Consider the following 24,249-nt stretch of genomic DNA (forward strand, 5'->3'; position numbering starts at 1 on the left):
ATAGGACAGGACGGCGCGAGCTGCAATCCATCTCGTATACGGAAAGCGCGACCAGCGGCATTTCCGGACGTTCGTTCGGGCGGGATGCCACCTCGCAGCTCCATACCCTTCGACACGTTTTATCGACACCGCTTCGGCGGGGCTGGACTGGCGGTTCCCTTCCCGAGGGCGGATGTTCAACTCGACCAGGCTCGCGCCGCTTTCCCCGCCGGACAGCACAGCAGACCGGTAGCGGGAATCGCCGCAGGACTGAGGATCAGGAACGTGGCTCCTGCCCGCTTTTAGGCTGGATCGGTTGATCAGGCATGTACCACTTCCGGCACGAGAAGGGGCTACACGGTGACTCACAAAATCGCGACCGCCGCCGCGGTCGGCATCCTGTCTGTCTTCCTGTCCGCAGGCGTCGCCACCGCCCAGGCGCTGGACCCGGGACCCGGAGAAGGGCAGGCGGGGGAGCCGACCCCCGGAAGTGGTGCCACGGGCACGGGCATCGACTTCGGGAATCAGGCCGGTGCTGTCGAACCCGTGCAGGTCTTCGGGCCCTCTGCGCCGCTGAGTTCCGACGATGGCGGCAGCACGGGCGGTGCAGGGAACGAGGACAAGGGCGGGGGCAAAGGTAAAGGTAAAGGCAAGGGCAAAGGTAAAGGTAAAGGTAAAGGTAAAGACGAGAGCGCGGGCGAATAAGGGCGGTCACTGGGTGCTTCTGGCCGTCGATAACGTCCGCCGACCGGCACCAGGACTTCGAGCCGAGTGATGCTCGGAAATGAACATTGCGAACCGCGGTCTTGGCCGGGCGCTTTGACCTGCGATGGGTCTGGCGAAATCCCTGTGGTGCCGTGTAGCGGCAGCATCCGACAGGCACGTCTTTCGGCGGTCAGGAGCGGGCGGTGTCGAGGCCGAGAGGGATCCTGTAATCGGCTATTACCGCGTGTTTCGGATTGCAGCATCGGTGTCGCTTCATGACCTCGTATCGCTTCCTTTGATGAGTGAGGCTGCCGCCGCCCCAGTTCCGTTTCCGTGGGCCTGCCGCACGGATCGTCGGAGAAGCATCGGCTCGTTGTCTTCGTGGGGGTCGTGACTCGAGTGAGATAGGTTTTCTGGGCTGGAGCGGTGAGGTTTCCACTCGCCAGTTGGACCAGGAGGGGACGGCGTGTTGGAACCGATGAAACGGGCAGCGGCGGCTCTGAGTCGGCGCTTGAAGGGCACGGCGAGCGGGACCGCGGCCACTTCTGGTGAGGCCGATCTCGTCTCGCTGATGGAGGAACTTCTGCCACTGCAGGAGCAAAGCCTCGGTCACGACCACCCGGACACCAACGAGACGCGCGATCGTCTCGCCGACGCTTATCATCGGGCAGGGCGTGGGGATGACGAAGTTCCGCTTTTGAAGCAGCTTCTGGCGTACCGGGAGCGGGTGCTCGGTCACGATCACCACGACACCAACGCCGTACACAATCGACTCGGCGGCACCTTTATGTCGCTGAGTCGATGGGACGAAGCCATTCCGCACTTCGAACAACTTCTCGCGTATCGCGAGAAAATGTTCGGACCCAGGTGTATTCCGTTGTGGGCGCTCGCCGCGTGCTTGGCGTGGCCTGCTACCGGGCGTGTCGATATGCCGAGGCCGTCGCGTTGTTCGAACGGAACCTGACGTACGTCGAGGGAAGCGGCGCCGAGACCTACGAAGATCGCTGCAATCTCGCTGCCGCCTGTGAGGCTGCGGGTCGCTGGGATCAGGCGATCCCGTTGTATGAAGAGCTCCTGGCTTACCGGGAACAGCTTGTCGGGCGCAATGATCCCTTCGCGCAGCGCGCCCGCGACGATCTCGTTCGCGTGTACCGGTCGGCGGGCCGACCCGACGAGGCTGCCGCCTTGTCCGAAGCAGGACCGCACCGACGGCCCTCGTCGACACAGGAGTGACGGCATCTCGAACTTGCACGGGGGCGGTGCGGCACGTCGAGACTTTCCGCACTACGTGCACGTCCAGAGTGTTCGTCGTTGGCGCATGCGAAAACCCGGAGTCGGCATGTGGGCGCGTTCGGCCACAGGTCGAGTTCCGTTGCGGGACAATAGTTCAGAAACCTCTCACCGACCGCTCAACGGCATGGCCGTGCGTTCTCTCGCGGCTAGTACTGCAACGGGTGCGCCCAGAGATCAGGAGGTGATCGTTTTGCGGTCATGACCTGTGTCGGAAGCTCGTCGTCGCCTGCCGGTGTGAGTCCGGTCCGGGTAGCTGCCAGGAGGCCCGGTAGCAGGCTGGCGGCTCGGTCTGGAAACGGGTCGGGTCGAAGCCCAGCGTCGAAAGCCCTTGTAGGGGAAGCGACTGAGCGGTCCGTAGCGGAAGCGAAGCCTGCCGCGTCGTTAGACATTGAGGGAGAGCCGAGCCGGGCTGTTCACGGTGAAGGCCATGGAAGCGGTGAAGAGCCTGGATGCGCAGCCGTGAAGGACTCCCCGGCGTAGAGGGCGCGGAACGTTCAGAAGGTGACGGCGGGAACTGGGGAGGCCCTCCCCGGCCGAAATGCACTGCGAATTGTGTGGAAAGGCTTGTCCTATAACCGGTGTGGAGCCGGGAAGTGGATCGGGTGCCGGGAGGGAGTCGGAGGCGGTCGTAGTACCGATCGAGCCGGGCGGACAACATAACCGCCGGTGAGGGAAGGGCCGTTGCTTCGTTCACGCGTTGTGTCTGGAAAGGATGGGCCCGGTGAGTGCCGGTCAGGCTAGTTCCACCGCTGTGGGGTCGTTGGACCCGGTTCGAGCCTTGCAGCACACGCTTTACTGGTCGGCCAAGGCTGATCCGGGACGACGGTTTCATGCGTTGCGGGACAAGGTCTATCGCAGAGACGTCCTGTGGCGTGCGTGGGTGGTGGTGCGCCGCAACAATGGTGCGCCGGGTGTCGATGAGACCACCCTGGGGCAGATCGAGGACTACGGTGTCGAGAGATTCCTCGACGAGCTGGCCGAGGACTTGCAGAACGAGCGGTGGCGGCCGTTGCCCGCGTCGGGTGCTCATCCCCAAGTCGGGGTCTAGTGAGAAGCGGCCGTTGTCGATTCCTGTGGTTGGTGATCGTGTGGTGCAGGCTGCGGTGAAGATCGTGCTCGAGCCGATCTTCGAGGCGCAGTTCCTGCCGTGCAGTTTCGGGTTCCGCCCGAAGCGGTCGACACACGATGCGCTGCAGGTGCTCGTCGACGAGTCCTGGCGAGGCAACCGATGGGTGGTGGAAACTGATATCGCCAACTGGTTCTCGGCGATTGGGCACGAGAAGCTGATGGCAGCGGTCGAGGAACGCGTCAGTGACCAGGGCATGCTGAAGCTGCTGCGCGCGGTGTTGCGCGCGGGAGTGATGGCCGGCGGTTCGGTGCGCCGTGAGGTGACCGGAGCCGCGCAAGGCGGACCGCTTTCGCCGTTGTTGTGCAACGTGTATCTGCACCGGCTCGACCGGGCATGGGACACGAATGCGCACGGAGTGCTGGTCCGATACTGCGATGACCTGGTGGTGATGTGCCGATCGCGTCGGCAGGCCGAGGCCGCGCTTGCGCGGCTGGTAGTTCTGCTGGGTGAGCTCGGGCTCGAGGTCAAGGAGTCCAAGACCCGGATCGTGCATCTGGTCGAGGGCGGCAAGGGAGTGGACTTCCTGGGCTTCCACAATCGGCTGGTGCGCGGGTGGACTCCCCGGTCGGCGCATCTGGTGTTCCTTGCTCGTTGGCCCTCACGCAAGGCGGTGCAGCATGCTCGGGACCGGATCCGGTCGATCACGGCCCGGCACCGGATGCTGCTGCCGACCGAACACATCGTGGGAGAGCTGAACCTGTTCCTGCGGGGATGGGCCGGATACTTCCGTTATGGGAACTCGGCTCTGCTGTTCGGTCAGATCAGAAACTATGCCCTCTCGCGTCTGGCGTTGCTGTTGTCCAAGCGGGGCAACCGGCGACACGCATGGGGATGGGGCATGGCCCAGGTGCTGGCGTCGCCGGACCACCTCGGGCTGATCAGCCTCGATGGAATCGTCGTGCCGCCCAGGCCCTTTCGGACCTGGAAGGGTTGAATGCCGCCGGTGAAGAACGTCGGTAAGCCGTGTGCGGGAGAACCGCATGCACGGTTTGACGGGCGGGAGCTGGAAACGGATCGAATGGCCGGTCATGGTGGGGCAGAAGAACGATCAAGCGGGAAAACCGTTCGGTCACAGTGGCTTCCACACCTACAACCGCTCACGACACCGCGCCAGTTCCCGACCCAACCACTCGGTTCGGAAATGTGCTGGGGGCGGTGTTGGATGTTGTTGCGGCGGAGTTGGATTCGCTGTGTGGGAGGATCGGTGGCCGTTCGCGCGGTCGAAGCCGCGGGGTAGATGGCCGGGTTGGATCGGAAAGGTCCAAGTGTCGTGTCCCGGCGTGTTCCTCTTGGCCACGCCCGCAGATTTCCCGGCTACGCAATCGCACGGCAACCCACCAGGCGCGACTGCCTCGCACTCGATGGGTTGCCCGTCAGTCCCGGCGTCATCAGCCACGTTCACCAGCATTCGATGCCTGGCAGTTGGCCGGCGATGCTCAGCGATTCGGCGATCTCGGCATGGGCTTGTCTGGGGGAGCGACCGAAAACGGGCCTTATGCGGCCGTTCCGCGCGCGGAGTGAGCGCGCGGCTTGGCGCGCGACTGACCATGCGCCGCGTTGCGACGACCGCTGCCTTGGCGCGGTCCGCCGCTGCCCCTGCGCGCTCCGCCACTGCTACGGTACGGTCCGCTGCTGCTGCGGCGGTCGTCTTCACGTGCCGCCCGCTCGCTGTAGGAGGGCGCGACGAATGGGGCAATCGTGCCGACGAGCTCGGCCACCACGGGCGAATCGGCGGTGACCCGTTGCGGAGTCACAGTGATCTTGGCCTTGCGCATGAGGTCGGCCAGGTCGCGTCGTTCGCCGGGCAGCACCAGGGTGATCACTTCACCGGAGTTGCCAGCCCGCGCGGTACGGCCCGAACGGTGCAGGTACGCCTTGTGTTCGGCGGGCGGATCAACGTGCACGACCAGCTCGACACCGTCGACGTGCACGCCGCGCGCGGCCACATCGGTCGCCACCAGCACCAGGGCATCACCGGCGGCGAAGACCGCGAGGTTGCGGTCGCGGGCGCCCTGCGAGAGGTTGCCGTGCAGATCGACGGCCGGAATTCCGGCGAGGGTCAGCTGCTTGGCCAGTTTGCGAGCCTGATGTTTGGTGCGCATGAACAGGATTCGCCGACCCGAGCCGGAGGCGAGCCGGTGTACGACCTCGCGCTTGGCTTCGACGCTCGCGGTTTCGAAAACGTGATGGGTCATTGCGGCGACCGGGGAGTTCGCCTCATCGACGGAATGCAGCTTGGCATCCGGCAGGAAGCGGCTGACCAGCTTGTTGACGCCGTTATCCAGGGTGGCTGAGAACAGCAGGCGCTGACCGTCATTCGGGGTGGCCGCGAGAATGCGGGTCACGCCTGGCAGGAACCCGAGGTCGGCCATGTGGTCGGCCTCGTCGATCACGGTGACCTCGACGGCATCCAGGGAGATCAGACGTTGGTTCATCAGATCCTCGAGCCGGCCGGGGCAGGCGACGACAATATCGACACCGGCGCGCAGCGCCCGGACCTGCCGGTTCTGCGGGACCCCACCGAAAATCGTGGTGACGGTCATGCGATAGGCCGCGGCGAGGGGTTCCAGCGCGGCCGTAATCTGGCTGGCCAATTCCCGAGTCGGCGCCAGCACCAGGCCGGTCGGGCGGCTCGGTGCGCGCCTACCGGCGAGACCGCCGCCGAGACGGTTGACCATCGGGATGGCGAAGGCGAGCGTCTTGCCGCTGCCGGTCCGGCCACGGCCCAGCACGTCGCGTCCGGCTAGCGAATCGGGCAGGGTGTCGGTCTGGATCGGAAAAGGTTCGGTGATCCCGGCGCGAGTCAACGCCTTCACCAGCGGTGCGCTCACGCCGAGCGCGGCAAAAGAAATGTCAGCAGAACTCATAGGTGTTGCGGTGCCTTTCGGGCATCAGGTGGTGCCCGAGCCGTCTGTGGACCTTCCGGGTCCGCGCCGGGGCACGAATGGCGAGATTGCCAGTGGGCAAAATCGATCGCCGTAAGAAGAGCGGATGCGGCAAGCGCTGGTTGCGAAGCGAATGCGATCTACGACGCTTGGCGTGACATGTCACGCACGTGATCAACAATAGCCTGTGATGGGCGGTTCGTGCTCATCGGGTGAGGTTTCTCGCCTCTGGCCAGGGATGGGCCGCCAGGCTCGTGTTTCTAGGCCGGAACCGTATTGGCCGGCGGTAAGGGAACAGAGTCCGAGGTCAGACTTCGGCGCATGATCTGCAACTGGCCCCCGCGCTATCCCGGTTACCAGTGCGACATTGCTCAGTTTGGTAGACCGAAAGCGAGACCCGTTGTGGGATGGTTCCTGGACTTCTGGTACTTGGCCGTCCGACGAGGATGCGGTGTAGCCATTTCCGTCCATATGGGACGCCCTCTTAGTACTGCATGGTTCTGGGATCAGGCTCGAAGGCAAGGAGACGACGGTCGCGAGTCGGTGCGGTACCTCGAGCCAGATCGCGTCCGACCGCCTCTACGCTCTTGACGCGAACATATTGTCGCTGCCGGCGTTTCGTAACGTCGACAGCCCGACCGGGGGCGAGTGTTACGAAATGCTTTGTGCGGCAACGAAATCCATGAATATCCTCACCCGAACCTCGACCGGGCGACCCGGGCGCTACTGCTCCACCGTGCGTGCCGGATGCGCGCCAGCGGCAAACGTGCGGAACGATCCGGCGACCAGACTGCATCCTGACGTCCGCCACACATCTACCCGAAATGTCGGTGCCGTCTGTCGGTGCCAGGCGACAATGCCGCGGAGCACGTATGATTCAGCCCCGAGAGTACTGGCGGCGGACGAAGGGGCGCTCGGCTTGCGCGTATCTGATCGCGCCTGAGGCAAAGAACTATCGGCTAGCTGTCCTCGTCCTTAACCTCCAGCGCTCCTCGCGCCAGACCGATGAACGTGACGTAGGCCTCCCGGAAATCCCGGTAGGCAGCGTCGTACGCATCCCGCCCCTCGGGACTGTCGTCACCGATGAGCGCCTCGAGCAGCGATTGCACGTGCCGTGCCATATCCCGTGCATGATCCGCCGCAGCGGAGACCTCGGCAGGACCGTCGAGCCGGACCTCGTGCATCGCCTTGTTCATGTCCCCAATCGCTGGGCCGATGCGCTCGTACATCTGCGATAGGAGCCGGTCCTTACTCTCACGGTCGTGCGTCGCATCGACGTCAACGATCTGCCATGTGACCTCGTTGAATGCGTGCACGCAGTTCATCATCTCCCGATAGGACGATCGGCGCCGCTCATGTTGCTCACGAAGGGCCTCTGCCCGTGTGGTCGTTCGCGATTGCGCCAGCGCTGCGCGAAAGGTCGCCCGCGAGGTGAGGTAGCTGGCTCCGAGTGCGGTCAGCGCGGTGAGGACGCCGACCCACAATCCGCTATTCGCCATGACCGAAGAGTCTGCCAGCCGCGGCGTCGTCGAGACAGGCCGCTGATCTCGCAAGCGCGAGAACGATACCTGCGATCTGGGTCCCGTCGCCGCAGCCCTCACCCGGGACCCCGTTCACCGTCGGCGCGAGTTGGTTCGCGGGTGCGGATGAACCGATCGCGACGCTGTACGAGCTGATCGCACGCCGCGCGGCCGACCAGATCCGGGCAATCCTCGGACCTTGAACTACGACTACAGCTAGGCGGGCAGTTTCGGTCACCTTCCGATTCAAGAGGCCGACCATATGCGGATCCACTCGCTGCATCGCGGTTGTGCTGTTCCAGTAGACTTGGGGCGTAGGCGGTTTCGCCTCGCGGAGGGGGATAGTGCCCCGATCTGGCTTCGGATCAAGAAAATATGAGTACGAGGAATCCTGAGACCGGGGTGACGAGGTCACCCTAGTGAGCCTCACGACTTGCGCTGGTTCCATGCGCCAGGCTGAAAGTCGTGGCAGGCGAGCAGCACCCGGCCTTCCTCGATGCACACGGCGTACGCCGCCAATCTGAAACTCATCCCATAACCTCCGCCGAACCTTGTCCCGGCCTCGTCCGCAATCGCCATTGCGGCGGCCCATGCGTTTGACCTGTCTATGTTGAAGCTATGACGGGGTCACACAATCCTGGAGAACTGACCAACTGTCGACGTCGGCGGGCCATCGGTGCGCTGTTGATCACTGGAGAGCCGACGGCCGGGTAGGTGGATCTACTACGGCTTGGTCACCTTCCACAACCGCGCCGTCTTGTCCTGACTGCCGGTGGCGAGCAGGGTGCCGTCGGGGCTGAACGCCACCGAGTTCACCGGGTCGGTGTGGCCGGTGAGAAGCTGCCCGACCGGTTGATGTGTGCGGGTATTCCACACCCGCACCGTCGTGTCCCGACTGCCGGTGGCCAGCAGAGCGCCGTCGGAACTGAATGCCACCGAATACACCCAGTGGGTGTGGCCGGTGAGGGGCTGGCCGACCGGTTGATGTGTGCGGGTATCCCACACCCGTACCGCCTTGTCGTCACTCGCGGTGGCGAGCAGGGTGCCGTCAGGGCTGAACGCCACCGAATTCACCCGGTCGGTGTGGCCGGTGAGGGGCTGCCCAACGGGTTGGTGCGTGCGGGTATCCCATATCCGCGCCGTCGTGTCCCAGCTGCCGGTGGCCAGCAGAGTGCCGTCGGAGCTGAATGCCACCGATGACACTGGGTCGGTGTGGCCGGTGAGGGGCTGCCCAACGGGTTGGTGCGTGTGGGTATCCCATATCCGCGCCGTCGTGTCCCAGCTGCCGGTGGCGAGCAGGGCGCCGTCGGGGCTGAACGCCACCGAATTCACCCGGCCCGTGTGGCCGGTAAGAGGCTGGCCGACCGGTTGGTGCGTGCGGGTATCCCAAATCCGTACCGTCGTGTCCCAGCTGCCGGTGGCCAGCAGAGTGCCGTCGGGGCTGAACGCCACCGAATACACCTGGTCGTCGTGGTCGGTGAGGGGCTGCTCGACCGGTTGATGCGTACGGGTATCCCAAATCCGTACCGTCGTGTCCCAGCTGCCGGTGGCCAGCAGAGTGCCGTCGGGGCTGAACGCCACCGATAACACCGGGCCGGTGTGGCCGGTGAGAACGGTGAGAACGGTGAGAACGGTGGGGTACTCGTCGCTCGAGGAGCGACGGATGATGATCCCCGCTGCGGCGGCGGTGACCGGAACGGCGATCACTGTACCGATCAATAGCTGGCGCCGACCGATCCGGCGGTCAGGCGAGGCTGCCGGCGGCGGCGGAGCTTTGACCACGGTCTCCGCGAGCCGCCGTTCGAGGGAGGAGGCAGCGGACTGCGGTGGCTCGGGCGGCGGCGGAGCTTTGACCACGGTCTCCGCGAGCCGCCGTTCGTGGAAGGAGGCAGTGGACTGTGGTGGTTCGGGTGTCGGTGCGAGAGGTGTCGTCCCGTGGATGGTTCGGGCCGTGGTCGGGGTGAGAGCGTGTCGGCTGGCCTGGGCCAGGGCGGTGCAGGTCCGGTAGCGGTTCTCGGGGTTCTTGGCTAGGGCGGCCGCGATCACGGTGTCGAGTCCCACGGGTAGATCGGGTCGTATCCGGGTGGGCGCTGGTGGAGGTTCGCTGAGGTGGGCGCCGATGACGGCGGCCTGGTCGTCGCGGGGAAACGGCGGCTGGCCGGTGAGCAGGTGATACAGGGTGCAGCCGAGGGAATAGATGTCGGCGCGGTGATCGGCGGCCGCGCGGGTGAAGCGTTCGGGGGCGGCGTAGGCGAAGCTGGCCGCGATCGAGGAGAGGGTGACGGTGCTGTCCAAGCTCCGCGCGATCCCGAAATCAGTGAGCAGGGCACGCTGCCCATGCCGGAAATCGGCCTCGATCAACAGGTTCGCCGGTTTCACATCCCGGTGCAGCACACCCTGGATGTGCGCGTAATCCAGGGCGGCCGCGGCATCGGCGATCAACTCCACCACCAATTCCGGCGCCAGCCCACCGGAGGCCCCGGTGAGCAGCATGCCCGCGTCTCCACCTCGGATGTGGCGCATGGCCAGCCACAACACCGGATCACCGGGTGCGCTGCGGTCGTGAACGGTGACGATGTTCGGATGATCCAGGCGTGCGGCCAGGGCGGCTTCGCGGTCGAACGCGGCCCGGGCGCGCGGGTCGGCGGCGAGGGCGTCGTTGAGTACCTTCAACGCGACCAGGCGATCCATGCGTGGGTGCCGCGCGGCGTACACCACACCCATCCCACCAGCGCCGAGGACTTGTTCAATCACGAATCCGGCGAAGACATCCCCTGCGGCCAGAACCACCTGACTCCCCGCTCCTCTCGATCCACCGCTGGCCGAAACGTTCTGCGGCCGAATGGAATCTAACGCACACTCGCCGCCCATGCGTACCGAAACGGCCGCGATGAGCAGCAGAAACGGTAATCGACACCGGGGAGCGGAACCCTCGGCGGGGCGCGAGCGGGGTTGTCACCGCAGCCGGGTTCTTCCAGCGCCATACAGCGTCACTCGCCCCGGGCTCGACGCATCGCAGGTCTGGTCTCATCAGTCGACCGGAGGAGGTGCAATCTGGATCGTTCCCGTGAAATCAACGGTGAAATCCAGCGTGACGGGGTGAAATTCGCTGAGAACTCACATCACCCCATCGTGAACTACTACAACCACGACAGACTGCACGTCGCGCTCGGCGGCCGACCACCCATCAGCCGGACCGCCGGGAGCGACTACCGCCTCGTCTTCCGACCAGCTGCCCTCGCATGCAGCAACCGATTCACAGGGAAGGAGGTAGGAGATGAATCGCTTCGCAGCAGCAGGCCGCCGCCTGGGCACCGTGATCCGCGCAGCCGGACAGCGTGCCCGCAGCCGGATCGCCGGATCGCGTGGCGCGGCCTCCACGTCCGGTTCGTAACCCATTGCCGGTGGCCTCATCTTGATTGGTGGGGCCACACGGTGACTCATCTCTCGGAGGAGGCGACCGCAATGACCGCACCCGATTTCCCGGTGATTCCGCTGCGCCGTCCGACGCAGCCAGTGTCGGTGTCGGCGTGGAAGGCCGGCCCTCCGGAGTGGCTGACCGAGGAAGCCCGCCGGATGTGGGAGCAGCTAGCTCCTCACACCGAACTGAATCCCGCGAACCTGGGCGAATTCGCCTGCTACGTCGAAGCATTGGCCGAGTTCCAGGAAGCCACCGCCATCCTCGCTTCCACCGGCCTGCTGGTGATCGATGCCGCCTCCGGTGCTCCGGTGCCCAACCCGATCAGCGCGGTACGCGACCGAGCCGACCGCACGGTCGCCGCGTGGGCGGCCCGGTTCCGCGTCTGATGGCTCGGCCGAAAAGTCCGACCCGTCCCGCCGGCGCACCGCCACTCGAGGCGGGGGTGCGCGGCCGGGCAAGATCACAGACGCTGACCGGCAGCGCATTGTCGAGCTGCACGCACAAGGCAAGGGCCGCAACGAAATCGCCGATATCCTCGGCGTCACACGCAGCGCCATCACCTAGTGGGCCCGCAAGCTCGAGCTGTGGTTCGATGAATCCCAGACCGCCGAGGCGACCGCCGCGCGCCTCGAGCAGCTCGAGCGCCGCCGCCTGGATCTAGCGGAAATGATCGAAGAACACATCCCCGCGCTGCATGAACGATTGTGGAGTCCGGTCACCACCTACGAGCGGGGCGTCGACTCCCTGATCCCGGTGACGCTGCCGCTGCCGCCGCTGCGGGATGTCCGCGATGGCTACACCGCGCTGTCGTTGGCTCTGCGCAGCCTCTCGGAGCTGTTGATCAGCCAGAGCAACGACACCGGCGCGGGTGACCGCTCGATGCTTTCGGATCTGTTCGGCAAACTCAAGGCCGCTGTGGAGGCCGACCAGGCCGCCACCACGGTCAGCGACAACCCAGCTGCGGACGGCCTGGTCTGCGCTCCGGGTGACGAGGACGAATTGGGGCCGTCGCGGTGAGTGTGCTCGATGAACTGCCGATCTCCCGCAAACAGGCAGTGTCGATCGTGGCGGCCAGTGCCCGCTGCAACACTTGGGAGAGCGCGATCCGGAGCGGGAAGACGATCGCTTCGATTCTGTGCTGGCTGATCTTCCTGTCGAACCCGCCCAGTGGCGGCCGGTTCGTGATGGTTGGGCGTACGCGGGAATCGCTGGCCCGTAATGTCATCGAACCCATGCGTGACCCCGCCCTGTTCGGGCATCTCGCTGGGCGGGTGTCCTACACCCTCGGCGCACCGACGGCGACCGTCCTCGGCCGCCGCGTCTACATGCTCGGCGCCAGTGACGCCAAGGCCGAAATGTCGTTGCGCGGGCTGACGGTGGCCGGTGCCTACGTCGATGAGATCACCGTCATCCGCCCGGACTTCTTCCGTCAGCTACTCGGTCGCATGAGCCTCGACGATGCTCGCCTGTTCGGCAGCACGAACCCCGACAACCCCGTGCACTGGTTGAAACGGGAGTTCCTTGATCGCATCGGAAAGCTCGACGCAGACAGCGAGGAGTTGTTGCCGGATTGGCGGACATGGCATTTCGAGCTCGATGACAACCCCGCACTGTCGGACAAGCGCAAGCTTCAGTACAAACGGGAGTACAGCGGGTTGTGGTACCGCCGCTTCATTCTCGGGCATTGGGTTGCCGCGGACGGCAGTGTGTTCGACTCTTGGACTGACCAGCACGTCATCGACTGGGCGGCGCTGCCGTTGATGCGGGAGCTGATCGCGATCGGCATCGACTACGGCACCACCAACCCCACCCACGCCGTCCTGCTGGGCCTCGGTGTCGACGGTGTTCTCTACGCCGTCGACGAATACCGCTACGAGCCATCGACAATGAACAGTCGGATTCGGGGCGGGTGCGGTGGCGGCGTTGGGGCCCTTGAGCAGGACAGCGCGGGAGGGTCGAGGCATGTGACGCCGTAGAGGGTGTCGACGGAGACCGCGGTGGTCTTGTGCCGGATGTCGTAGTCCATGGCCACGCGCATCGACAGCCCCTTGTATTCGACGGTGTACACGTCGGCGCCGGGCGGTAGCTCCATCGGTGCGGACGCGAAAGCGAAAGCAGTCGAGTGGAAAGCGACACCGACCTCGGTGCTCGGATCGCCCGGTGCCGGGTTGGGTGCGGGCTGGCCGACGTTCTGGGTCCAGAAGGCGTCGAAGCCGACGATCTGCTGCCCGATGGAGCCCTGCCGCAGCGCCACAGTGGAATTCGATTTGTCGGCGTGCAGCAGCAGTGGCTTGCCGAGCCATCGCGCCTGGCGCCGAAGACGGCGTCACCGACCGACCTATCGTGCGCGTCGATAACTACGCCAGCACCGACGAACAGGCCGAACGCATGAAAGAAGCCTGTCGCCAACGCATCACCGAATCCGGATGCACCCTCGTCGATGGTGTTCTGATCGACACCGCTCGCGAGATCACCGGTGGCCAGGACACTTCCATGCCCGATCCCAGCGACCGCAAACATACAGCTGTCTACCAGTTGTCATTTCGGTCGTTGTAGCCAGACCGATGAAGTGTTCTGGCGCATACATCGTGATCAACGCAGTGGCGGTTTGTGACCGCCGTCTGCGGGATTCGGCATCCCTGACGTAATCATGGTCGCGGCGGCGTCGAAGGACCTTCAGCCGTGCTCAGCGCACGGTGGATGCGTGATCGCCGGGTCGCGCGAGCGTTGAGCAGCAGCCGCAAGACGGATATTGCTCGGCGGGCGCGAAGTTCACGCGTGAACAAGGCGACGACCGTCGCGAGAAGGATCGCGAATGCATCGGTCGACGCGCGTAGGACAACAGAAACGGCAAAGGCCACCGAGGTGATCGACAACAGAGCCATAGGCGCAGACATCAGCGTTGTTCTCCTGGCATACGAAGAAACAACGCCAGCTGCGCGGAGCTCTACAACAGTGGCCGCGTAGCGGCCACCCCCACAGAGAAGAGACAGATGGCGAGGACAACGCCGATTATCGCATCCTGGCGTCGGTTCAGCTAGCCCGGATTCGCGCTGCCCAGCGTGGTACAAGCCTGTCGCGCGGCATACTGCTGAGCCTGCTTCTTGCTACCGCCCTCTCCTTCACCGACGACTGCGCCGCCCACCAAGACCGTGGCGGTAAACCGCCGCTCATGCTGTGCCCCTCGATCCCGCACCGTGTACTGCGGCATGCCCAGTTGCCGGCTTGACGTCAGCTCCTGCAGGTTCGTCTTCCAATCCGGACCACCGCCAGGGTCCTGTGTCGCCGCTGCTATCGCCTGCTCGAATAATCGTGCGACCAACCGCGATGTGGTATCCATGCCGTGCTCCAGATAGACGGCACCGACGATCGCCTTCAACGCACCGGCGAGAATGCTGTCCTTGTCCCGCCCGCCGGTAGCGGCTTCACCACGACCCAGCCGTATGTATCGCCCCAAGCCACCAGGCACGCAACGGCGCGCGACATCGGCGACCGAATGCATGTTGATCACCGCCGTACGCAGCTTCTCCAGCTCCCCCTCGGGGAGGTGACCGCTTTTGCTATACAGCACATCGGAGACTCCCAGCGACACGGCGGCACTGCCGAGGAACTCCAGACGCTCACTGCGGACCTGCCCGGCGTGCTCGTACGCGAAGGAACGATGGGTTAGTGCTTGCAGCACCAGAGCTGCATCCATCGCCAACCCAGTCATATGGGCCACCGCGGCAACACCATCCGGCCGATCACCTCGTCGCACCGCGCCCCCTCCGGTCTGCGTGCCTATGCGATCATGTCACGTTCGATGATGGGCCAAGGTATCCCGAGACCCAACGCCACAGCCTACGGCGACCGAGTCACTCGCTTGTTTGCGCCAGAACCAAACAATGGCACGGCTCGTTCGCCGCTGCCCCTAGCAGCCGATACTGGCAGCAGTCATGGTGCTCGAGATGGACTATCGGATGGCTCCGCGTCTTGTCTAACAGCTCGTAGCAGGCGATGTCGTCGTTCGTTCGCCTCTTCATCGGTAATCGACTGAACGCGAATCCCTCTGGCGATATCGGGTGACACGTCCAAGATCGCCTCGAGCGAGCGTCGAGCGGCTGCGGCCTCTGTCGAGGTTCGGATTATCTCCAGCAGCGCCTCGTTCTGGTGGATGGACGCTTCCGCTTCCAAAGCTGCGATCCGGGCCGCTCGCTCCGCCTTGATTGTGGTTGCCCGCACGATGACATCGAGAATCGTCGGTACGTTGCGCAGTGCAACCCACCCTGCGCGTGCCGCAGCGGCCATCAATCCACCCGTTGTGACGGCAGGAACGGTAACTTGAACGACCTCCTGCCACGGGTTGACCGTCACACTGCTGGAGATCGATAGCGACGCTTCGATTCGCGCGGGTAGTCGCCCCGCGAGTCCGGAGACGACCGTGGCCAGTACATCGGCGTCTTGAGTTTTCAGGATTCCCCGGACCAAGTCGCCGACTTCGGTGTGATCTTCGGCAGCCTCGTTGATGATCTGCATCAGCTTTTCCACGGTCTCCGAGTCCGGATCTGGCCGTCGCTCAGGGAGTTTCGATAGCTCATAGTCGACGAGAGCGAGTAGTAGCGCCCGCACGACCCTCTGTGTCTCTGATACTTCTCGCAGGTCGGGAAGCTCGCCGAAGTCGACTTCTATCAGCAGCGCATGCCCCACGTCCGACCCGACAGCCCGCACCACCATATTCGCGCCTGGACTGACGTATGCGACATCGCGTGGCCACGAGAAGGTGACAGGCAGGTCGTCCGGTTGTCCCGCCGGGGAGCCCCCAGGGGCGTCGACTTGGCTCGGCTCCCGATCAGTCATCGCTGCATCTTAAATGCCTACCTGCTAGGCGACGAGGTCTCCCAGCCAAGCCGTGCCCGAGCGCCTGAACTCTGGAATCGGCGCGGACACACCGAGGTCCAGCCGATTGCCCACCCAGTACTCCCTACAGAAGGGATCGCTGGCTGTGACTCGGATAAGAGCGTCGAGTACGAATCCGAACGTGACCCGCGCCTGTTGCGCAAATCCGTTGTGCCGATGGCTGTCATGGCTGCGGTGTTATGCGATCCTGCGGGTGAAGGGCGTGGTTCGCAGAGTGGACACGCCGCCGATGTTCTGCAAGAAGAATCTTGGAATATTCGACGTCGAGTGGGATGCCCGGCTTGTATTCGGCTGAACCATATTCAGCCTGTTGTCCGCTCTGGCCCGATTGGGCACGATAGCCTTTCGCTATGGGTCGCATCTACAGATTCCTGGCCGGAACTGCGGTGGTATCGCTGGTCGCGGGGAGCGTTGTCGCCGGGGGTGCGCAGGCCGCGCCAGCCGAGCAGCTGTCGTGTGGGGTGTCGTCCGGGCGCGAGCCGGAACGGGCGGCCCCGGAACAGGTTGGACTGGATTCGGGACTGCTCGCGGACGCCGTGGCATTCGCGAGCGCGCGTAATCGGTTGAATGTGCAGGTGTTCCGGCACAACTGCCTGATCGGTGAGGGGCCGACGAACGACGCGACCGGAAATGTCGCGTGGAATATCTGGAGTGCGACGAAGAGCGTTGTGTCGTTGCTCGCCGGAATAGCCTGGGATCAGGGGAAACTCGATATAGCAGCGCCGATCGATCGGTATCTGCCGCCCGGCCTCGGTGATGCGCAGCACCGGTCGATCACCGTGGAGAATCTGCTGACCGAATCGTCCGGCATGGCGGTGGCTATACTCTCCGAGGGTATTACCGGGGTGATTCCGATCGATCCGAATGGTGCCGTGCAGGCGCTCGGAGTGCCGTTGGAGAATCCGCCGGGCGCGGCATTCAGTTACAGCGAACGCGATGTGGATCTGCTCGCCTATGTCATCGAGTTGGCGATGGGCGAGCCATTGCAGCAGTTCGCGCAACGTGAGCTTTTCGATCCGCTCGGTATCGAACGCGGTGATTATTATTGGGCGCGCGATCGCGCCGGTCACACCTACGGATACGCCCATCTGCTGATCCCGCCGAACGATTTCGCGAAGCTCGGCCTGCTGGTGAGCAACGATGGGCGCTGGGGCACACGGCAACTCGTCTCCGAGACCTATCTGCGCATGGCACGCCAGCCGTCACCCGCGAACAAGTGCTTCGGCTACCTGTTCTGGGTCGGCCTCGGATGCTCCGAGAACTCCGGCTTCCAGCCCGCCGACATGTACTTCATGGTCGGACTCGGCATGCAGAACGTTTTCATCGTGCCGAGTCTGGATTTGACGGTGGTGTGGACCGGAGTGTTCGGAAATGTCAGCAACCAGGGCATTGCGGAGGCCCTGCAGAACACCACGGAGCTGCCGCACGAATTCTTCCGCCGATTGTTCGCGGCATTCCCCGACCATCCGGTGCCCGATCCCGGTCCGTATGTCGAACCGCCGCCACGCGAGGATCCGGGCGAGTACGTGGATACGAATCTGCTGATCGCGGTCTTCGGTGTCGGGCCCGCGGCATATCCGGGCTGCGATGTCCTCAGCTGCCTGAACTACCCATTGGCACCACCATTAGCGGATAACCCGCCGGGCTGCGTCGTCCAAGTCTGCCTCGGTCCGGATCCGCGCACGCCCGGCATCCGCTGAATCGGGCGCTGAAGAACGCTCGGAAATCCGGCGTTAGCGCTCATGTCGCTACGAGATCCGGGTCGACGGTGTCTTGGCCGGCTTCACCGCGTTCGCGCGCTCTGAGCGTACGATCACTGGCGGCGGCGACCACGGGCAGGCGAGCAGCACCTGGCCTTTCTCGATGCACACGGCGTACGCCGCCAGTCTGAAACTCATCCCATAACCTCCGCCGAACCCTATCCCGACTTCATTTGCCGACGTGTCCACTGAGCGCATCCATGCGGAGGCCCCGATCGACGACGAATTCGTCAACCGGGTCGTATCGAATGTGGCTGCTGCTGGGCGTCGACGGCCCGGACGTCGGTGCCGAACGCGGGGCGATGACCTCCGCAGCGCAATTCGACGTGGTGCAGATAACTCAAAATTAGCTAAATAGCCGGTTTCGCGGAGTAGCCTACGGTCTATGAGCGCATGCGAGGTTTGCGGTAACGATTACGCGATGCCGATCGTCGTCGAAGCTCAGGGAATGCGGCATGTTTTCGACTGCTTCGAATGTGCGATCCACCGCATGGCACCTATCTGCGAGCACTGCGACTGCAAGATCATCGGCCACGGCGTGGAGTCAGATGGCCGATTCTTCTGCTGCGCGCACTGCGCCGTGTCCGAGGGTGCCAAAGGCCTGGTCGACCACGTGTGAGAGCGGTGTCGTCCCGGAGCCGGTCGGTCGCATAGAGTTCGAGCTGCTCGGTGTCGGGGCGATGAATTCGCCGCGGTACGGTCCCGCTGGGCCGCTGTTGTGCTCGTCCGGGCGGCGGATCATGTTCGGCGGCTCGAAGCGCCTACGTCGGCTCGTCATCTCGGGTATTCGGCTTGCAGTTGCCGTTTGTAGATCTTGCCCGAGTCGTCACGCGGCAGCATGCCGACGATGCGGATATCGGCCGGAATTTTGTAGTTGGCGATCTGTCCTGCCAGGCTCGCCCGGATGTGGTCTTCGGTGAGCTGGGTGCCGGGTCGTGGGACGATCTGGGCGGCAACGGATTCGCCGAGATCTCCGTGGTGGGGGATGGCGAAGACAGCGACGTCCTCGACACCGTTGACCGCGGCGATGGCCGCTTCGATTTCGGCGGGGTAGATGTTGACGCCACCGGAGATGATGATCTCGCTCGAGCGGCCGGTGAGATACAGGTAGCCGTCGTGGTCGAGGTATCCGGTGTCGCCGACGGTGATGAATCCGGGGACCGAACCGCCGGGTGCGGCGTCCTGGTTGAGGTAGGTGAAACTCGGCCAGTAGTCGGCTCCTCGGACGAATACTTGCCCGATTTCTCCTGGGGGACAGGGGGTTCGGTCGTCATTGACCACCACGGCGGCTGAGCCGTCGGCGCCGCGGCCGACACTGCCGGGGTGTGCGAGCCATTCGGAAGCGGTGATCCAGGTGATGGTGCCCGCTTCGGTGCAGCCGTAGAACTCGATGAGGGCGTCGCCGAACCATTCGATCCCGGCGCGTTTGACCGTCGGCGGGCAGGGCGCGGCGGAGTGGATCAGATGGGTGAGGCTGGAAACGTCATAGCGGCTACGGATTTCGGGAGGAAGCGACAGGAGCCTGGAGAGCATCGTTGGGACGACTTTGGCCTGAGTGATGCGGCGTTCGTCGACGAGTTGGAGGAATCGCTCGCCGTCCCAACGCGGCATGATCGTGATGTTGGTGCCCATCCGCAGCGCGAGCACCGCGACCGCGTTCGGGCTGGTGTGGTACAGGGGCCCGGCCACGAGCATCTGCCCGCCGGGTGTGAGTCCCATGCGGTTGGCGGTGCCGCCCGCGATGGATAGCAGTTGATGCGGTGTCATGCGTTCGCGGAGAACGCCTTTGGGTGTGCCGGTGGTGCCCGAGGTGTAGATCAGTCCCATCGAATCCGCGATGGCTCCCTCGAGGTAGCCCAGGGGTTCGAGGTGATCCCCGATCCGCTCCTCGAGGGTGCAGTGGCGGTGCGTCGGCTGCGCGAGCGCGCGGTCGAGCCTGGCTTCGTCGAGGAGTTCGACCGGCATGGCGACTTCGATGATGTGTGCGTCGACGCCGGATCGGGCGATGGCTCGTTCGATCGTGTCGATGAATTCGGTGTGGGCGATGATGACTCGCGCTCGGCTGTCGGTGAGGACGTGGGCGACTTCTGGTGCCTGCCATCGAGTGTTGATCGGGACGGGATTTGCTCCGCATGCGGCGATGGCGAGCGAGATCTCCAGGAACTCGATGTCGTTGCGCAGCATGACCGCGACGCGGTCGCCGCGGTTGATACCGTCGGCGGCCAGGGCGGCGGCGAGGCGGCCGGCTCGATTGTGGGCGTCGTGCTGGTTGCGCGTCCGGGTTCCGCAGGCGATGGTGGGGTTCGTCGGGTCGTTGGGCGAGACGTCATCCATGAGACGCAGTGTTCCACTACTGGCGGGGGTAGCGGTTTGCGCTGCTCGCTGGTGCGTGACCGGATTCTCGACAGTCGGTCCGACACACCTGACCCTCGGGCCGATTACCTTCGCCGCGGGATTGCATTACTTGCGTGCAACGCCCGCGTATGCGGATACTTGCGCGTCCATTTTCTTCGGGGGTTCGACACCGTCCGGGCGCCAGCGGTGCGGCACCGCTACACCGGGATCGACCAACTCCAGTCCCTGGAAGAACCGCATGAATTCGTCTCGGCTGCGGACTTGGCATGGCAAGCCGCTGCGGCGGTAGATGTCGACCACGGTTCCTATTGCCGTCGGATCGAAGTCTGGCGTGACGTGTGTCATCACCAGATACGAGCCAGGCACGAGCTCATTCATCAGAGTATCGACGATTCCGTAGGGATCCAGCTCGTCGGGGATGAAATGCATCAGCGCGTTGAGACTGAGCGCGACTGGTTGGCTCAGGTCCAGTGTCTCGCGCAAACCCGGTGCGTTGAGGATCTTTTCGGGTGTCGTGACGTCGGCGGAGATGTAGTTGGTACGCCCCTCCGGTGAGCTGACCATCAATGCCCTGGCATGCACCAGCACGATCGGATCGTTGTCGACGTAGACGACTCGCGCGTCCGGCGCAACCTGTTGGGCCACCTGATGCAGATTCGGTTCGGTCGGGATACCGGTTCCGACATCGAGGAATTGGCGAATACCCGCGCCTGCGAGGAACCGTGTCACGCGGTGTATGAAGGCCCTGTTCTGCTGCGCGGCCTCCCGCACTCCTGGCCAGATGGACACGACCTGTTCAGCCGCTTGCTCATCCGCGCTGTAATGATCCTTGCCGCCGAGGTAGTAGTCATACATTCGGGCGGTGTGGGGCTGATTCTGCCGCAGGTCGACAGGAGAGCCGGGTTCCACGGTCGGAGTCCTTTCATAGTCGAGGCAACATCAAGGTAGCAAGCGGATGGTATGCGGGCGTGTCGTTTCAATCTTGTTGGGAGCGCCGCATCTTGCGGCCCACTACAAGCGTGTGAGCGCGCCGAAAACCGATTCCGTGCGTGCCACGCTAATCTACTGGGCGCCTTGGATTTACCGGTCAGCCCTACCGCCGGACCTGAGATCGCGAGCGCCGGGCCGAGTTTCGGGTCCGTCTGCAGTCATTGCGCCGGCACTCGCGGGTGAGAAGTTGTATGTGATCGTCGATAACGTCTCCCCGCGCAAACGCCGCTAGATGCTCGAAAGTGGTGCCCGGTCAACGACTCGAGGTGGTGTTCCTGTCGACTTACTCCTCATCGCTGGACTCGATCGGGTCCGAGTTTGCCGCAGTGCGGTACTTCGCTCTTGACGGCACCGATCATCGCAGCCGCGGCGAGCAGGACGACGCCATCGCCGCCTACATCCGCTGGCGCGACCAGCACCCCGAACCAAAACGCAACGTCGCGGTCGACTCGAAGATCCGGCTCCCGGCGGCTAGTTGCAACTGAGCGGTCACTTCGGCTGGAATGACGCGGGCTCCCCCTTCGACATGTGCAGGTTGCTCGAGTGGTTGTGCACGAATCGATTCCGTATGCGCTGGATATGAGGAATGTCGGAGAATGGATCTACCGACCGTACGAGTTTGACAGGGCGCAGCCATACGACGGTGCCCTTGATCAGGACACGGGGTTTCGTGGCTTCGAGGTCGGACCATCCACCGAGTTCTCATCAGCGGACCGCGAGAATGTCACGGGTGGCTGGAGCCGCTCTCGATCAGTTCTCGCAGGAAGCAGAGGGGGCAGATGGGGTCGAAAGGAGCTGTCGTCTGGGTTCGGGCGGTGAATGCAGGCTCCGGCGGCGTGCCGTCCGGGGTCGCGGCCGCAATCGTCGGCTGCATACCGAGTGCCAGCGAGATCGCTCCGGCAGCAATGATTTTCGGCATAAGACGGTGCACGTGATCCTCCGCGGTGATGCGATGAGCCCTCACGGTATCAAGGTCCGCACCGCCGACCAAGACACCAGAGTTCTCAGGGGCCCTCGGTCGGGAGTGCAGAACAGCGGGTGGATGGAGCGTCACCTGGTTGCGTCACGTCGACTCGCAATAGGCCTGGGGCGATAGTAGAGACAGAGGCAACTAGCCGAACCAACAATGCGGTGTGGCGACGCGGGACCGAAGACTGGACAAACCTCCCGTAGCCACACTCGAGTGATGCCTGTCACATTTCCGTCTAGCGGAACATTATTTCCGCAGTCGGAGAGGATGAGGCATGGGGATGTTGACTTGGCGTCGCGGCCGGGCGGACAGCGGACGACCGGAGGATGCAAGACACTCGCCGGGACAGTTGGCCGCCTACGGCGCCCAGCACATTCTGACGATGTACGGGGGTGTGATCGCGCCACCGCTGATCGTCGGCGGCGCGGCCGGGCTATCCGCCACCGACATCGGATTACTGGTGACCGCGGCCCTCTTCGTATCGGGCCTCGCCACGCTGCTGCAAACCCTCGGCATCGGACCGTTCGGCAGCCGATTGCCCATCGTGCAAGGAGTTTCCTTCGCAGGCGTGTCGACCATGGTGGCGATTGCCACCACCGGCGGGTTACCTCCGGTATTCGGGTCCATCATCGTCGCCGGGGTAATCGGCCTGGTGCTGTCGTCGTTCTTCGCGCAACTGGTGCGATTGTTCCCCGCGGTGGTGACGGGCACGATCATTACCGTGATCGGCCTTTCGCTGATGCCGGTCGCCTTCAACTGGGCAATGGGCAACAACCCTGCCGCATCCGACTACGGTTCGCTGGCCAACATCGGATTCGCCGGCCTGACACTGCTGATCATCCTGGTGATGAGTCGCCTGTTCCAGGGCGCGGTGTCGCGACTGTCGATTCTTATCGGGCTGGTGCTCGGTACCGTCATCGCGGGGTGCGCAGGCAAGGCCGATTTCTCCGACGTGGGTGACGCCCGCCTGCTCGCACCGCCGCAACTGTTTCACTTCGGGGCGCCGACCTTCGAAGTCGGGGCCATCGTCGCGATGACAATCGTGATCCTGGTGACCCTGATCGAAACCACGGCCGACATCCTCACGATCGGCGAAATCGTCGGAACCGACGTCGATGCCAGGCGCGTGGCGGACGGGTTGCGAGCCGACATGCTGTCGACGACGGTTGCGCCGGTCTTCGGATCCTTCACCTGCAGTGCGTTCGCGCAAAACGTCGGCCTGGCCGCACTGACCGGAATCAAAAGCAGGTTCGCAGTGGCAACCGGCGGTCTGATTCTCCTGCTGCTCGGCCTGCTCCCGGGGGTCGGCGCGATAGTCGCCGGAATTCCGTACCCGGTACTCGGCGGCGCCGGACTCGTGCTCTTCGGATCGGTTGCGGCGAGCGGGATTCGCACCCTGTCCCGGGTGGACTACCAGGACAACCTCAACATGATCATCATCGCGGTCGGTATCGGCTTCGGCCTCATACCCGTTGCGGCCCCGGAATTCTGGGATGCCCTCCCCGAAAAGATCGCAGTGGTCCTGAATTCCGGTATCAGCGCCGCCGCGGTCGCCGCCGTGCTCCTGAACCTGGCCTTCAACGAATGGAAATTCGGCAAACGACCGGGTGCCTCCGTCCTCGCCGCAGCCGTCGACGAGCGCGACCGGCTCGACAACGACGTCAAGCCATGAGCACCCAGTCCTCGCCCGACATCACTCGCGCCCCACATCGAGGATCTACTCACCTGGCCCATAGTGAAGAAACTTCTTTCCCAGTGTGACGGCGCCGATTTGGGGGGCCTGCCCACCTCCGAAGAGGGCCGTCCTGGGTAGGCAGGCGATCAGGGTCTCACGCTGTGGCGATACGATCAGACCAACGTTCTGAGAGGAAATCATGACCAAGTCGACGGCCTTCGCCGCTGTGCTCTGTGCGGCCGCTGCCGCTCTACTCTTCCTGCCCGCCGCACCCGCGCACGCGCAGTCCCCCCACTGCGCCAAGGCCATTGAGCTGATCAATATCGCGATCGACACGAGCGGCGGCACCCTGGATGGGGCGACGGCGACAGCACTGTCCGACAGGCTGAGCGGCCTGGCCGATCTGGCCCAGGGTGCGGAGAAGGATGTCATCACCGCCTACGCCTACGCGCTGGTAGATGAGAACGTCGCCAGCCTCGACCCCTACACCGACGAGCTCAATCGCGTCTGCGCCTGACCGCTACTTGGCCTGAGTTGGTGAGCTGATGGGTCTATTTCGCGTTTGATCAGTCGTTGGTCTCGTCCGCGAGCATTCCGAGCATGTCGACCACTCGAAAGGCCCATGTCGCGTAGAGTGCCAGGCCGCACCAATCGGGCGCCACCCACTATCA

24 protein-coding genes and 1 pseudogene are annotated in these 24,249 nt (G+C 64.2%); 15 read left to right on the forward strand and 10 right to left on the reverse strand.

Going from position 1 to position 24,249, the window contains the following annotated elements; all coding sequences use genetic code 11:
• Positions 1-339: 339 nt before the first annotated feature.
• From ACQP2U_RS10420 to ACQP2U_RS10440, 5 genes and pseudogenes are all read left to right on the forward strand, one after another.
• On the forward strand, positions 340-684 hold the full coding sequence (locus ACQP2U_RS10420; protein ID WP_433714484.1) for a hypothetical protein: 345 nt from the start codon (positions 340-342) through the stop codon (positions 682-684).
• A 571-nt stretch (positions 685-1,255) separates the two neighbouring features.
• A pseudogene (locus tag ACQP2U_RS10425) lies at positions 1,256-1,537 on the forward strand (tetratricopeptide repeat protein); the annotation flags it as partial.
• Positions 1,486-1,917: a tetratricopeptide repeat protein gene (locus tag ACQP2U_RS10430; RefSeq protein WP_433714485.1), complete on the forward strand. Its 432-nt coding sequence runs from the start codon at positions 1,486-1,488 to the stop codon at positions 1,915-1,917. The pseudogene ACQP2U_RS10425 and the gene ACQP2U_RS10430, both read left to right, overlap by 52 nt.
• Before the next feature lie 781 nt (positions 1,918-2,698).
• The gene (locus ACQP2U_RS10435) at positions 2,699-3,025 is read left to right on the forward strand and encodes a hypothetical protein (protein WP_433709385.1); all 327 of its coding nucleotides are present in this window, start codon (positions 2,699-2,701) and stop codon (positions 3,023-3,025) included.
• Positions 3,026-3,038: 13 nt separating this feature from the next.
• Entirely contained in the window at positions 3,039-4,040 is a 1,002-nt protein-coding gene (locus tag ACQP2U_RS10440; RefSeq protein ID WP_433709384.1) for a reverse transcriptase domain-containing protein, read from the forward strand.
• 559 nt (positions 4,041-4,599) lie between these two features.
• Here ACQP2U_RS10440 and ACQP2U_RS10445 read toward each other — a convergent pair.
• The 3 genes from ACQP2U_RS10445 to ACQP2U_RS10455 form a co-directional block, all read right to left on the reverse strand.
• Positions 4,600-5,973 (reverse strand): DEAD/DEAH box helicase, encoded by a 1,374-nt coding sequence (locus tag ACQP2U_RS10445; protein WP_433714486.1) that lies wholly within the window; start codon positions 5,971-5,973, stop codon positions 4,600-4,602.
• A 977-nt stretch (positions 5,974-6,950) separates the two neighbouring features.
• Positions 6,951-7,490 (reverse strand): hypothetical protein, encoded by a 540-nt coding sequence (locus tag ACQP2U_RS10450; protein ID WP_433714487.1) that lies wholly within the window; start codon positions 7,488-7,490, stop codon positions 6,951-6,953.
• Between the two features lie 744 nt (positions 7,491-8,234).
• A complete protein-coding gene (locus ACQP2U_RS10455; protein ID WP_433714488.1) occupies positions 8,235-10,301 on the reverse strand; it encodes a WD40 repeat domain-containing serine/threonine protein kinase in 2,067 nt (688 codons plus the stop codon).
• Between the two features lie 675 nt (positions 10,302-10,976).
• Here ACQP2U_RS10455 and ACQP2U_RS10460 point away from each other — a divergent pair.
• The 4 genes from ACQP2U_RS10460 to ACQP2U_RS10475 all read left to right on the forward strand — a co-directional run bounded on the left by ACQP2U_RS10460 (position 10,977) and on the right by ACQP2U_RS10475 (position 12,908).
• Positions 10,977-11,318: a P27 family phage terminase small subunit gene (locus tag ACQP2U_RS10460; RefSeq protein WP_433714489.1), complete on the forward strand. Its 342-nt coding sequence runs from the start codon at positions 10,977-10,979 to the stop codon at positions 11,316-11,318.
• Positions 11,221-11,496: a helix-turn-helix domain-containing protein gene (locus tag ACQP2U_RS10465; protein ID WP_433714490.1), complete on the forward strand. Its 276-nt coding sequence runs from the start codon at positions 11,221-11,223 to the stop codon at positions 11,494-11,496. Before ACQP2U_RS10460 ends, ACQP2U_RS10465 begins: the two co-directional genes overlap by 98 nt.
• A gap of 102 nt (positions 11,497-11,598) precedes the next feature.
• Positions 11,599-11,949 carry a hypothetical protein gene (locus tag ACQP2U_RS10470; RefSeq protein WP_433714491.1) on the forward strand — a complete coding sequence of 117 codons (351 nt, stop codon included), beginning with the start codon at positions 11,599-11,601 and terminating at the stop codon, positions 11,947-11,949.
• Positions 11,946-12,908, forward strand: a complete 963-nt coding sequence (locus ACQP2U_RS10475) for a phage terminase large subunit (RefSeq protein WP_433714492.1) — start codon at positions 11,946-11,948, stop codon at positions 12,906-12,908. Before ACQP2U_RS10470 ends, ACQP2U_RS10475 begins: the two co-directional genes overlap by 4 nt.
• On the opposite strand, the gene ACQP2U_RS10480 is transcribed toward ACQP2U_RS10475, so the two are convergent.
• On the reverse strand, positions 12,803-13,024 hold the full coding sequence (locus ACQP2U_RS10480) for a P22 phage major capsid protein family protein (RefSeq protein ID WP_433716417.1): 222 nt from the start codon (positions 13,022-13,024) through the stop codon (positions 12,803-12,805). The genes ACQP2U_RS10475 and ACQP2U_RS10480 overlap by 106 nt on opposite strands.
• Positions 13,025-13,275: 251 nt before the next feature.
• Here ACQP2U_RS10480 and ACQP2U_RS10485 point away from each other — a divergent pair, with 251 nt between their 5' ends.
• On the forward strand, positions 13,276-13,488 hold the full coding sequence (locus tag ACQP2U_RS10485; protein ID WP_433714493.1) for a hypothetical protein: 213 nt from the start codon (positions 13,276-13,278) through the stop codon (positions 13,486-13,488).
• Between the two features lie 481 nt (positions 13,489-13,969).
• On the opposite strand, the gene rnc is transcribed toward ACQP2U_RS10485, so the two are convergent.
• On the reverse strand, positions 13,970-14,644 hold the full coding sequence (gene rnc / locus ACQP2U_RS10490) for a ribonuclease III (protein ID WP_433714494.1): 675 nt from the start codon (positions 14,642-14,644) through the stop codon (positions 13,970-13,972).
• A gap of 221 nt (positions 14,645-14,865) precedes the next feature.
• Positions 14,866-15,768 carry a hypothetical protein gene (locus tag ACQP2U_RS10495; RefSeq protein ID WP_433714495.1) on the reverse strand — a complete coding sequence of 301 codons (903 nt, stop codon included), beginning with the start codon at positions 15,766-15,768 and terminating at the stop codon, positions 14,866-14,868.
• 410 nt (positions 15,769-16,178) lie between these two features.
• Here ACQP2U_RS10495 and ACQP2U_RS10500 point away from each other — a divergent pair, with 410 nt between their 5' ends.
• The gene (locus tag ACQP2U_RS10500; RefSeq protein ID WP_433714496.1) at positions 16,179-17,528 is read left to right on the forward strand and encodes a serine hydrolase domain-containing protein; all 1,350 of its coding nucleotides are present in this window, start codon (positions 16,179-16,181) and stop codon (positions 17,526-17,528) included.
• Positions 17,529-17,576: 48 nt separating this feature from the next.
• Here the strand turns inward: ACQP2U_RS10500 and ACQP2U_RS10505 are convergent, their stop codons facing one another.
• Positions 17,577-17,726, reverse strand: coding sequence for a hypothetical protein (locus ACQP2U_RS10505; RefSeq protein WP_433714497.1), 150 nt, complete (start codon positions 17,724-17,726; stop codon positions 17,577-17,579).
• 283 nt (positions 17,727-18,009) lie between these two features.
• On the opposite strand from ACQP2U_RS10505, the gene ACQP2U_RS10510 reads away from it, so the two are divergent.
• On the forward strand, positions 18,010-18,207 hold the full coding sequence (locus tag ACQP2U_RS10510; protein ID WP_433714498.1) for a hypothetical protein: 198 nt from the start codon (positions 18,010-18,012) through the stop codon (positions 18,205-18,207).
• A 155-nt stretch (positions 18,208-18,362) separates the two neighbouring features.
• Here the strand turns inward: ACQP2U_RS10510 and ACQP2U_RS10515 are convergent, their stop codons facing one another.
• Both ACQP2U_RS10515 and ACQP2U_RS10520 read right to left on the reverse strand, forming a co-directional pair.
• Positions 18,363-19,922 (reverse strand): AMP-binding protein, encoded by a 1,560-nt coding sequence (locus ACQP2U_RS10515; protein WP_433714499.1) that lies wholly within the window; start codon positions 19,920-19,922, stop codon positions 18,363-18,365.
• 126 nt (positions 19,923-20,048) lie between these two features.
• A complete protein-coding gene (locus tag ACQP2U_RS10520; RefSeq protein WP_433714500.1) occupies positions 20,049-20,852 on the reverse strand; it encodes an SAM-dependent methyltransferase in 804 nt (267 codons plus the stop codon).
• 323 nt (positions 20,853-21,175) lie between these two features.
• Here ACQP2U_RS10520 and ACQP2U_RS10525 point away from each other — a divergent pair, with 323 nt between their 5' ends.
• Positions 21,176-21,418 (forward strand): hypothetical protein, encoded by a 243-nt coding sequence (locus ACQP2U_RS10525; protein WP_433714501.1) that lies wholly within the window; start codon positions 21,176-21,178, stop codon positions 21,416-21,418.
• A 239-nt stretch (positions 21,419-21,657) separates the two neighbouring features.
• Here the strand turns inward: ACQP2U_RS10525 and ACQP2U_RS10530 are convergent, their stop codons facing one another.
• Complete coding sequence (locus tag ACQP2U_RS10530) at positions 21,658-21,924, reverse strand: hypothetical protein (protein ID WP_433714502.1); 267 nt, start codon at positions 21,922-21,924, stop codon at positions 21,658-21,660.
• A gap of 253 nt (positions 21,925-22,177) precedes the next feature.
• Between ACQP2U_RS10530 and ACQP2U_RS10535 the strand changes: the two genes are divergently transcribed.
• The gene (locus ACQP2U_RS10535; RefSeq protein WP_433714503.1) at positions 22,178-23,575 is read left to right on the forward strand and encodes a nucleobase:cation symporter-2 family protein; all 1,398 of its coding nucleotides are present in this window, start codon (positions 22,178-22,180) and stop codon (positions 23,573-23,575) included.
• 202 nt (positions 23,576-23,777) lie between these two features.
• A complete protein-coding gene (locus ACQP2U_RS10540; protein WP_433714504.1) occupies positions 23,778-24,095 on the forward strand; it encodes a hypothetical protein in 318 nt (105 codons plus the stop codon).
• Positions 24,096-24,249 lie beyond the last annotated feature (154 nt).

Origin of the sequence: Nocardia sp. CA-084685 (assembly GCF_050955785.1) — a bacterium.
Classification (GTDB): Bacteria; Actinomycetota; Actinomycetes; order Mycobacteriales; family Mycobacteriaceae; genus Nocardia.